Raw genomic sequence first — 10,646 nt, forward strand, 5'->3', positions numbered from 1 at the left:
TGATCATGCTGATTTCGGTCTCCGGGACGAAACCGAGATCGAGCAGTCGCTGGCGAATGGCCCCACATCCGTGATGGCAGCGGATCCTGGCCCTCTGGCCGGGAAGGACATCGGCGAGCATCCGGCAATTTTGTATTTTTTTATGCATCGGAACCTCTCTGGTTATTATTAGGTAGCTCTAAAAGCAAACTCTTTGTAGTCGAAAACTTATGACTGGTCAATATTTTTTTGGTGTGCATGAACAAATTAATGCCGACCGTGACTATCTTTATCAGCTATCATTCGGTGCCCAGGTACCTCTGGTCGATGCCATTGAACTGAATATTCCTTGCCAAGGATACCGGGGATTCCCATGCCAGCGCTATTCGCTCTATCATTAGGACTTGTTAAATATAAACGCCATGCCAAAAAAAGTGTTGACATGTTATTTAGGGAGAGCTAATTTAGCGACCGGCAACACGTGACACCAATCTTTCCGGCTAATAATTTCAACACAAGGAGATACCAGATGAACTTGAAGCCCATTATTTATGTTCTTTCTTTGCTGTTCATGACCGCCACAGCTGCCCAGGCCCATACCCCATTGTGCGCCTGCTTCGACAACGGCGACAACACCATCACCTGTGAGGGAGGATTTTCCGACGGTTCCTCCGCATCCGGTGTGGCCATGCGCATTGAGGCCAGCGATGGAACCATCTTGATGGAAGGCGCCATGGATGCCGACTCCACCTTCACCTTCACCAGACCCGAAAGTGACTTCACCGTCATCTTCGACGCCGGTGAAGGCCATGTTATTGAGGTTCCCGACAGAAACATCATCTTTTGACAGGCCTGCCGCGGGACGGCACCAGCCGGACCAGATGATCGTTCCGTTTTTCCATGACCATACACCATACCTTTCACATTGAAAAAACCAGAACAGGAGAACCTTATGAAGTCATCTTTCGCGGCCCTGCTGACCGGCACCGTTGTCCTCGGTGCCGCCACCATGGCCTCTGCCCACTTTCAGATGATTTACACCCCGGAAATGGCCCTGGAACAGGGTGGGCAAATTCCAATCAAACTCGTCTTCACCCATCCCTTTGACGCCGGCTATACCATGGACATGGGCACTCCGGAGCAATTCTTCGTCATCCGTACCCGGGGCGAGAACGAGCCGGTGCGCACCGATCTCAAAGAGGAACTCAAAGCCATTGAATGGGCCAGCTTGACCAATACCGGCAAGGCCTGGGAAACCATGTACCAGGCCCGGGGCGGCGACCATATTTTCTCCCTGATCCCCGAATCGTATTGGGAAGCAAAGGAGGACGCCTACATCAAGCAGAATACCAAAATGATTGTCAATGTCGGCGGCGAGCCCGGCGCCTGGCATGAGCCCGTCGGCCTGCCCACGGAAATCGTTCCCCTGGCCAAACCCTACGATCGCTGGACCGGCAACGTTTTCCAGGGACAGGTGCTCCTCAACGGTGAACCGGTCCCCAATGCCGAGATCGAGGTGGAATACCTCAACCACCAGCCATTGCTTGACAGTAACAGTTTCGCCGCGGAGCCGGCGGTGACCGTGCCCCAGGAATCCTTTGCCATGCAGACCATCTTCGCCGATGACAACGGTGTCTTTACCTTCGGCATCCCCAGGGCCGGTTGGTGGGGATTCGCTGCCCTGGATCTTGAAGAGGACTTCACCTACAAGGGCCAGCCCTGCTCCCATGATGCCGTTATCTGGATTCAGGCCAAGGATATCAACTGAATAAACAATATCGAACATTCCGGAGAGATCAAAGTGAGGACAACCTGGGGAGAGCACCATGCACGGTCGGCTGCCTCCGGCCGCGGCAACGACCACTGCTGCATCCGGGACGTTTTTCTTGCCTAAAAATGCTGACTTGATCAAAGAATCGATGGAGGTCCTCTCGCTCCGGGAGGACCTCTAAAATCTGTACGCCGGCTGACAATCACCAAACAGGGTAGCCGGCTCTACGCTCGTCTGCAAAATGGAGAACATTATGCAATTCTGGGACTATCTGCTCACCGGCGCGGCCCTGGCCATCGCTGTCTGGTACCTCTATCGTCGAATTGTGGCCTCTCGGGGCTGCAGTTGCGGTTGCAGTGCTTCCTCCTGCGCTCACATCCAGCAAAAACCTGAAATACCGAAAGGCCCGGATGCTGACGGTTGTTCCAATTGTGGTGGCAACCGGGATCAGCATTGAGACCATATTTTGAGAGTGTATGCCATAAACGCCGCTGATGGCCATGATCTCGTTCACCACACTGATGGTCATACCATCGACCGTTATCTTAACTTCACCATTGCTCGCAATACGGTATAGGGGTCAGCCGCAGGCCCTTGCCGAGCTGAGCCTGGTCGATTCTCCCCTTCTACGCTTGTCACCTGGAACACCTCAGAAAACGATTATCACCATTGATGCCTGCACCGACTCTGGACCCTGCGCGATTTATTGTTGAAATGTTCCATATGGGGGATGTTCCTCTTCATGCTGGGGGCAGTGCATAGAATTCCGCACGACAACGGCGTCGATATCTGGTACACCAGAGCCCTAACCATCCCCGAGCCGGCGCAGCCCTGGTACCATTTTGTAACAAAATGGCAGGAAACGCTATTGATATCAGGGACAATAAGGAACAAACAAACTATGCAATCTTTTTTTTCCGCCAAACACCACACCTCCATCATGATCGTACTGCTGGTCGCGGCAATCGCCCTGTTGCCTGGAGGCTGTCGCAGCGAGCATGGCACCAGCGGGTTCACCGGTCAACCGGCACCGGATTTTACCCTGACCATGCTCGACGGCAGCGAATTGAACCTGAATAAGCTGCGAGGCCGGCCGGTCCTGATAGAGTTCTGGGCGCCATGGTGCCCGGGATGTCTGCATAATATCCCCCCCTTGAAGGAGCTGTATGCCCGCTATGGTGAGGTGGTGACCTTTATCGCGCCCTCCTCGGAGACAGGCCGGCAGGCGCTGGGGCAATTCGTCGCTGATCACGCTATCCCCTATCCGGTGGGTTTTGCCAATCGCCGGCTGCTGGCGGATTACCGTATTTCCGGCATCCCCGTCACCATGCTCATCGATGCCGAGGGCCTGGTCCGCTACCATCACATTGGTCAGTTTTCTTCCGCGCGACTGGACGAATTGATCCGAGAGATGCTGTGATAAAATAAAGCGCAAACGGGGCACATCGTTCTGGGCAGCATCTGTTGCATCAATCATTTCCCGCTGATCGTCCAACCATCTCCGCTCATGTGGCTGCTGCCATCGAGAAGACAACCGGCCCCGCCAGGATACTCCATGAGAACAACCACCCTTTCCAGCCAGACTTCTTCATGCCCGGGCCCGGTGGGAGGCCACTGGTTTGTGCTGGCCGCGGCTATTCTCTGGGGTACCGCCGGCACCGCCCAGGCACTGACACCCGCCGGATATGATCCTGCTACCATTGGCGCTCTGCGCCTGCTGATCGGTGGCCTGGCTCTGCTTCTGCTGGCGCTCTCACGCCAGGAATTGCAATTACCGAGGGGGTGGCACTGGTTGCCGTTGCTGCTGGCCGCAGCCTTGACCTCCAGTTATCAGCTCTGCTATTTCAGCGCGGTGGCAAAAACCGGGGTGGCGGTGGGAACTGTTGTCGCCATGGGCAGTGCCCCGATTGCCGGGGGACTACTGGGGCTGATCTTCCGTGGAGAGCGACCGGGCCGTCGCTGGTACCTGGCCACACCGTTGGCTATCGGCGGGTGCATCCTGCTTGGTTTCAGCGGTGGCGAGGTAACCGTTGATCCGCTGGGGATCCTCCTGGCCTTCGGTGCAGGATGCTCGTATGCTGCCTATGCCTTGGCGATCAAGGGGCTGCTGGACAAGTATTCCCCCAACGCCCTGATAGCGATTGTCGTCTGCCTGGGGGCACTGATCTTGTCGCCGGCCCTCTTACGTATTGAGGTGGATTGGTTGATGCAGCCGAGCGCTCTGCTGGCCGCTCTGTACCTTGGCCTGGCAACCTTGGCCCTCTCCTACTGGCTTTTTGCCCGCGGCCTGCAGACCGTTCAGGTTGCCGGCGCCGTCACTCTAACCTTGGTCGAGCCGTTGACCGCAGCCCTGCTTGGCATTTTCATCCTTGGAGAATTCCTCAACCTCCAGGCTTTTGCCGGCATTGGGCTGATCTTTTCCGGCCTGGTAGTGCTGATCATCAAGCAGCGATCACCGACCGCCATCAAGGAAAACTGGAGGGAAACACCGCAGTGACTGATGCCGATGAACACGAGCAACAACCTATTTACAGTGAAATGTGCTCTAAACAAACCTCCAGCCGTCACGGATTCAGGCATTGATCATCCTCTTATTCCCTTTACATGCTCACCGGGAGAGAAAGGACACCACCTCTCCCCACCAGGGCAGTTCCGGGGCGACCGGCATATTGTTGTGGGTGGCTCCCTCAAACAGCCACAACTTTTTTTCCGTTGTCAGGGATGCGTAGAGTCGTTGCCCATGGAGGACAGGGACGACTTCATCGGCACCGGCCAGGACAACGGCAATCCTGCCCTGGTACTCTCGCAGGTTGGCGATACTGTCGTACCGATCCAGCACCAGCCACCGCGCCGGCAGATACCAGTAATGGGTCTGGGCCAGATCGGCCAGGGTATCCCAGGGCAGAAACAGCACCACGCCCGGCACCGGCGTCTCGGTGTGCCGCAGGGCACCGGCAACAACGGCGCTGCCCAAGGATTCTCCCCAGAGATAGAGAGGATCGCCAAACTGCTGATGGGCAAGCCTGATCGTTGCCACCGCGTCCTGAACAAGGACCTCCTCGGAGGGTTTGCCGTCCCGGCCGCCGTATCCGGGGTATTCGGCGAGAATTACCCGGAGATTGTGCCTGCTCAGCGCCTGGATATACATGCCACGGTGAAAGGCAGCACCGGCATTGCCATGGAAAACGATGATGGTACCTTCCACTTCAGCTGGTTCAGGATCGCTGACAAACCCATGAAACTGTTCCACGGATGGCCAATGGCGCAGACCGTGGGAGGCCGCCCGCTCCGGCGAGAGAAAGGAAGTCTCCGGCAGGTAGAGCATTTTCCGCTGCATGAAAAACGTTCCGGCACAGAGAACAAGATAGCCAACGACGATGTAACCCACTATTCTGGTAAGCATGATTGCGACGATGTCTTCAGGTTGTTGTATCCTTCAAGGGGATTTGGCCTTAAAAAAGCCTGGATCCGTGAGGGTTCGTCCGTACGTCAGCTTCGTTATTCGTTGCCGTTCGATTAAAGTGCTCTTTATCGGACGGTTACGGGCAATGAAGATGGCGCGCGGACGGACGCCCCCGAAGGGCGGTTGGTGAGGGTGGATTGCTGAAAATAGCCTCATATTTTAAACTGATTACAGCAAACTCAACCAAAAAAAAAAGCCCAGCCATCACGGATCCAGGAAACGCTTTTTCCTTGCCATCCATGCACTCATTTAAAAACAAAAAACAGGAAATATAAAGCAATGATGTTCTTTTTCTCTCAAGCAGACCAAGGTGTTCCTCCGCGGGAGCCGGAACGCCGGGATGTTCGGCGGCGATGCCGATCTCTCAGGACTATCCTGATGCGGTTTGCTCTGCTGCTGGGCATTCTGATCTTCCTGCAGCCTTCGGCACCGGCGTCGGCTGCGCCAAAGGAAATTGGCCTGGCGCTCGGTTCCGGCGGTGCCAGTGGTCTGGCCCACATCGCAATTTTACGCGTATTTGACGAAATGGACATACGCCCAGCGCGCATCAGCGGCACCAGCATCGGCGCCGTAATCGGCGCACTCTATGCCGCGGGGCTCAGTGCCGATGAAATAGAAGCTATCTTCCGGGATTTTGCCGGCTCCAAGCTTGATGCGCTGACCGGCATCCTCAGATCCGACCTGAAACTGTATGATGTACTTGCTGTCAATCTCGACGATGGCGGTTTGATTGATCCCACTGCTTTTCTCAAATTTCTTGCCGGTCACGTCGAGGCTACCCGCTTCGAAGACCTGCACATACCACTGGCGGTGGTGGCGACCGACTTCTGGAGTGGCGAATCGGTGATCATTGATGAGGGCGACCTGTTTGCCGCGGTCCATGCCAGCATGGCGGTACCCGGCCTGTTTGATCCGGTCATTCGGGGCGACCTGCTGTTGGTGGACGGCGGCACCTCCAGGCCGCTTCCCTTTGATCTGTTGTTCAGTGACACCGACCGGGTGGTGGCCATCGACGTCTCGGGCAACCGGCGGCCCAGTGATGACAACACCGGTATCACCGACCTGCTGTTCAAGACCTTCGAACTGATGCAGCAATCACTGATCCGCGAAATGATCCTGCGTCAGGAGCCGGACCTCTACATCCAGTTGGATATCAGCGACGTGCGCCTGCTGGAGTTCCACCGGCTCGATACCATCCTCGAACAGGCACGGCCCGGTGCCGAGCACCTGCGAGAGCAGCTCCGCAAGTGGCAGACTGAATAGCCTTGACTGCCTCAGTCCTGACTTGTACTTCCACTGTGCGCCCCAGTCGGCTCTGACCTCAAGCCTGTGGCTTGCCGCCCGCTCCGCTGGTGTACCTCACAATTGAGCTTTCATGGAGAAGCAGCATGTCACGGCGAGGGGGTCACACGGCGAGGGGGTCAGGCCTGGAAGACGTCAAGATTTTCCATTGAGATACACACGCTCATCGCAGTTAAAGCTCGCAACAATCGACCCGGCGTTTTTCTCGCATCATCCTGGCAGCATTGGTAGGTATTGGTGAACGTACAACGGGCAACTATCTTTCCTAAGCCGTTAGCAACCGGCTCTTCCCGCCCACCTGTTCCTGCAGCAGGTACCTGCCGTTTTGGGGACCGGGCACATACCTGCTCCTCCATGACCAACCAACTCCACTTTGTCTTCCAAAGGGACTGAAAACTTAACGACTTGGAGGCCTGACCCCATATGCTATACACCCGGATTTGTTTTTTTTTTGCAGATCGTGATGAAGAGATTATGCAATCACTCAGATTCCAGGGTATAATTGTCTTGGAGGTCTGGTTAGAGCGACCAGAGTACTGCGCGAGGATTGAAGGCACAGTGGTGAGACATAGCGTGAACGTGGGGCGCTACTCGAAGCGCTCTTGGGGGCCGGAAGATGCCATCGTATACAGAAAATCAGATCACGTGACTGGAGGTAACCGTGATGATGCGCCTGGTTGGGACAATTATGCTAGTATATGCCGTGTCGCTCATGACAGTCGGCTTGGCGGCAGCCACCCCCATCGGTCAGGCAACAGTACTGGATGGCGCCGCTTTCGTTGACAAGTGGACCGGAGAGGTTGCGGATTACTACAACAGGCAGATCAATCAGCTTAACCAGCAGCAACAAGAGCTAATCGAGCAGCGCGACAGGGTGGACGACACTCACCGTGAACAGTTGGATCGTCAGATAGAAAATCTCAGGGCTCAGGTTGATGAGATGATGGTCAGCAAAGAGCGGTGGTCAGGCAGCGATGCGGGATGGGAAGTGTTCAGGGCGGCGCGCGGTATCCATCAAACCTTGATGGAGATTGAGGATGGCCTCAATCAGGTTGACACGTGGGATCGGCAGATAGTGTGGCTCGATAGAATTGCTGCCGAACAGATGGCCCAGGCGCGACATACCATCAAGCAAATCGATCGAGTGGGAGATTACGGGACCAGGCTCGCCACCCTCCTAAACCTGCTGGAAAAGCTCGGTAACGACGCACCAACCCCTGCAAACCAGAGAATGTTAGACGGTGTGCGCGTTCTGTTCGACGCCATGGATGGGCTGGGGAAGGATATCCCGATTGTCGGTGACTTCATCGGTACCTACGGCAATGTGAGCGGAGCATTGATTGATGCCATCGAACGTATCGATCAGAAACTGAGCGATACGGAGATGGAAAACATGATGTACCTCCGCGCCGGCGATCCGCGCATGTCAACTTTCAAGAATCAGTTTCCCGAGCTTGCCAGGAGACTCGACGGTACGGATTTACGCCCGATATCAGGTCTGCGTGATGCATTCGTTGTACCGCACAGAGGCGTTTTCATCTGGGACCCTGATCTCGGCCGGTGGCAAAACCCTCGTGACATTACCGCTGAAGAACTTCTTCGCCGCTACGCTTTCATGGCCACCTACGGCAACCCCAACCCGAAGCTCGGGGATGTTCTTCAGCCTCTTAATCGCATTGTCGGCATTCGGCTCACTCCTGCCGATACAGTGGTGGAGCCTGGCGGGCGCACAACAATAAGCGTCACCGCCGAATACGCCGATAGAGAGGATGCGCTTGCGTTGCTGGTCAACCTCAGTAGCAGGGAGGAGGCATCGCTCACCGGATGGCTTGGTCTTGGCGGAGGAGGCGGGAGGCTCGAGCCACGGGTGGTGGAGCCACCTGCCACGGTCGTATTCACTGCGCCTGACACCGAGAACTACGTTTACCGAATCAGCGCGGAAATAACATATGACCCACGCGCAGGCCACATGACCCTGGTTGGGTCACCCTCATGCATAGTCGCAACCGGAATTGAAAGCCGGCTGGAGTTGAGTGCAAATCCTCCCAAAGTCAATCCCGGCGGCGATGGTGTCATCCGGTTTCGGGTAACTGACCGGGATGGCAACGTACTGCCTGTCAGGGGCAACGTGTCGTTTCTGAGCGACCGAATTCAGACTGGTGAAATCAAGATGGCCCGCGAGGGAGGCTTCGTCGCGTACCATGCGCCCCCGGACCTGCCCCCCGGGAGATACAAGGTTGTTGCGCGTTTCAACGGTTCAGTGGATGCGACTTTCTGGAGTGGCTCTAACGTGATGATGGTCGAAAGTGAGATCTTCATATCGGTGAAGGACGAAGATGGATCCGAGGAGCAAGGGCTTCCATCGAAAGATTCCTCTATCCGAGCCGTGGATGCAGCAATAGCCTCCGCATTGGTTGCCCGAACGGCTTGTGACCGCGAGCAAATGGAGCGGCACGTATCTTCGGCGAAATTCTTACTGGGACAACTCGGAGACCCGTCAATGGCAGGTATACAGAGTCGGCAGAAGATAATGACGCGTATTGTGGACTCGTACCGCGACGTCTGCGATCCGGTGAAGCTGCCAGATCGTGCCTATGCTGTCCTGAGAATATCCGGCGCCGGTTATGTACCTCATTGGGCAGGAGGAAGTTATGTCTATAATGGGTATGAGGACCGGCTTATCACTTTACGGCGTGGCCAAAGCCTCACCGAAGCTGTGGAGGACTACCGGTCAAGACTGGGAAACCGTTGCCATGTCGACGATCCACCAACGGTGGGTGGTTTCAGAAACCGGACACCCTGGTTCTGGGAATCAGGTCCGCGAATTGGTATCAAGCAAGCCCCTACGACCGACCGGGATGCTGTGGACCCCCAGGAACTTCTACGTTTGGTGCCACAGGTAATTGCAAACTGGGAAACGGAAGGGCGTGACGGACCCAGTATGTCTGAACTAAAGAGACGTTTTTGCGGAGATTGAGATGCGAATTGCGGCACTTATTTTTCTGATTTCTCTTTTCGCAGTTCCGCTGCAGGGATTTGGTGGTGATTTAACGGGTCTTGTCGTGGGTGAAGAAGGCGACACAGTTCAGATCATGATGCTGGGGCCGTTGCTGCCCCGGCCAGGGGACATGGGTGTCCTGGTTGCGGTATCGCTGGATGGCCTGGAGACAGAGGGCGGCATGTTGCGCATTGAGTCCGTTGATGAAGAACGGGTCGAAGCTTCCTTCCGAGACTCCGCCGTTGAGGTGTGGCCTGGACAGATCGTCAGAATACAGAGCCATGACCCGGTACGTCGTGGGGCTCCACTGGATGCCTGGCTCGAGAGTCTCGTGGCAGAGGCAGAGGCGATTAGGTCTGAGATCCCAATGACCGACCATGAGCGGCGTGAGCGGACTCGCGAGGTGATCGAGGAAAGCGCTGGTAATGAGACCGTGACGGAAGCAACACCCACACCGGGCACTGCGCGGCTGATCGGCACGATCCTGCCGGCGGGGGACCGCGACCACTACCTGTTTGAAGCACCCCAACACGGCGAGTGGACGATTACCACCCAGGCGGCGCCGCCAGGGGTCGAACTGGCGATTGGGGTGTTTCCCTACCCAAGTGGCGCATGGCTGTCCGACCGTGCCAGGGATGATGCCGACAAGTTTGTGGTCGATCTGCCGGAGCCGGGCAAGTATGTCCTCCGGGTGAGCGGCCGTACCCGCAGCATGCGCAGTGTCGAGCCCTACCACCTCGACCTCGCTTTCATCGCCAGCCCCGACCTGCATGAGCCGAATCCGGATGCGGAGAGCGCAACGCCGATCACGGGTACGACATCATTGATCGGCACGATCCTGCCGGCGGGGGACCGCGACCACTACCTGTTTGAAGCACCCCATCACGGCGAGTGGACGATTACCACCCAGGCGGCGCCGCCAGGGGTCGAACTGGCGATTGGGGTGTTTCCCTACCCGAGTGGCGCATGGCTGTCCGACCATGCCAGGGATGATGCCGACAAGTTGGTGGTCGACCTGCCGGAGCCGGGCAAGTATGTCCTCCGGGTGAGCGGCCGTACCCGCAGCATGCGCAGTGTCGAGCCCTACCACCTCGACCTCGCTTTCATCGCCAGCCCCGACCTGCATGAGCCGA

Annotated in this window: 10 protein-coding genes; 8 read left to right on the top strand and 2 right to left on the bottom strand. The window is 56.5% G+C overall.

Translation table 11 applies throughout. From position 1 onward, the window contains the following. A partial coding sequence (locus JWG43_RS16730; RefSeq protein ID WP_338033279.1) for a FeoA family protein occupies positions 1-148 on the bottom strand: 148 nt, incomplete at its 3' end. A 360-nt stretch (positions 149-508) separates the two neighbouring features. Between JWG43_RS16730 and JWG43_RS16735 the strand changes: the two genes are divergently transcribed. The 5 genes from JWG43_RS16735 (at position 509) to JWG43_RS16755 (ending at position 4,247) form a co-directional block, all read left to right on the top strand. Then, entirely contained in the window at positions 509-826 is a 318-nt protein-coding gene (locus JWG43_RS16735) for a hypothetical protein (RefSeq protein ID WP_205244094.1), read from the top strand. Between the two features lie 105 nt (positions 827-931). Continuing rightward, positions 932-1,747 (top strand): DUF4198 domain-containing protein, encoded by an 816-nt coding sequence (locus JWG43_RS16740; RefSeq protein WP_205244095.1) that lies wholly within the window; start codon positions 932-934, stop codon positions 1,745-1,747. Between the two features lie 256 nt (positions 1,748-2,003). Further along, the gene (locus tag JWG43_RS16745) at positions 2,004-2,207 is read left to right on the top strand and encodes a hypothetical protein (protein WP_205244096.1); all 204 of its coding nucleotides are present in this window, start codon (positions 2,004-2,006) and stop codon (positions 2,205-2,207) included. A gap of 444 nt (positions 2,208-2,651) precedes the next feature. Further along, positions 2,652-3,170, top strand: coding sequence for a TlpA family protein disulfide reductase (locus JWG43_RS16750; protein WP_205244097.1), 519 nt, complete (start codon positions 2,652-2,654; stop codon positions 3,168-3,170). A 135-nt stretch (positions 3,171-3,305) separates the two neighbouring features. Next, positions 3,306-4,247 carry a DMT family transporter gene (locus JWG43_RS16755; RefSeq protein ID WP_205244098.1) on the top strand — a complete coding sequence of 314 codons (942 nt, stop codon included), beginning with the start codon at positions 3,306-3,308 and terminating at the stop codon, positions 4,245-4,247. A gap of 111 nt (positions 4,248-4,358) precedes the next feature. Here JWG43_RS16755 and JWG43_RS16760 read toward each other — a convergent pair whose 3' ends face one another. Further along, positions 4,359-5,153, bottom strand: a complete 795-nt coding sequence (locus tag JWG43_RS16760; protein WP_205244099.1) for an alpha/beta hydrolase — start codon at positions 5,151-5,153, stop codon at positions 4,359-4,361. A gap of 438 nt (positions 5,154-5,591) precedes the next feature. Between JWG43_RS16760 and JWG43_RS16765 the strand changes: the two genes are divergently transcribed. From JWG43_RS16765 to JWG43_RS16775, 3 genes are all read left to right on the top strand, one after another. Continuing rightward, positions 5,592-6,476 (top strand): patatin-like phospholipase family protein, encoded by an 885-nt coding sequence (locus tag JWG43_RS16765; protein WP_205244100.1) that lies wholly within the window; start codon positions 5,592-5,594, stop codon positions 6,474-6,476. 700 nt (positions 6,477-7,176) lie between these two features. Beyond that, positions 7,177-9,492: a hypothetical protein gene (locus JWG43_RS16770; RefSeq protein WP_205244101.1), complete on the top strand. Its 2,316-nt coding sequence runs from the start codon at positions 7,177-7,179 to the stop codon at positions 9,490-9,492. A 1-nt stretch (position 9,493) separates the two neighbouring features. Further along, on the top strand, positions 9,494-10,646 hold a 1,153-nt coding region (locus tag JWG43_RS16775; RefSeq protein WP_205244102.1), incomplete at its 3' end, for a hypothetical protein.

The sequence above is a fragment of the Desulfobulbus alkaliphilus genome (assembly GCF_016918545.1).
GTDB lineage: Bacteria > Desulfobacterota > Desulfobulbia > Desulfobulbales > Desulfobulbaceae > Desulfobulbus > Desulfobulbus alkaliphilus.

What these genes read in the sequence shown, in the direction of transcription:
- JWG43_RS16735 (WP_205244094.1), top strand. Translation starts at nt 509, where the DNA reads ATGAACTTGAAGCCCATTATTTATGTTCTTTCTTTGCTGTTCATGACC.
- JWG43_RS16740 (WP_205244095.1), top strand. Translation starts at nt 932, where the DNA reads ATGAAGTCATCTTTCGCGGCCCTGCTGACCGGCACCGTTGTCCTCGGT.
- JWG43_RS16745 (WP_205244096.1), top strand. Translation starts at nt 2,004, where the DNA reads ATGCAATTCTGGGACTATCTGCTCACCGGCGCGGCCCTGGCCATCGCT.
- JWG43_RS16750 (WP_205244097.1), top strand. Translation starts at nt 2,652, where the DNA reads ATGCAATCTTTTTTTTCCGCCAAACACCACACCTCCATCATGATCGTA.
- JWG43_RS16755 (WP_205244098.1), top strand. Translation starts at nt 3,306, where the DNA reads ATGAGAACAACCACCCTTTCCAGCCAGACTTCTTCATGCCCGGGCCCG.
- JWG43_RS16760 (WP_205244099.1), bottom strand. Translation starts at nt 5,153, where the DNA reads ATGCTTACCAGAATAGTGGGTTACATCGTCGTTGGCTATCTTGTTCTC.
- JWG43_RS16765 (WP_205244100.1), top strand. Translation starts at nt 5,592, where the DNA reads ATGCGGTTTGCTCTGCTGCTGGGCATTCTGATCTTCCTGCAGCCTTCG.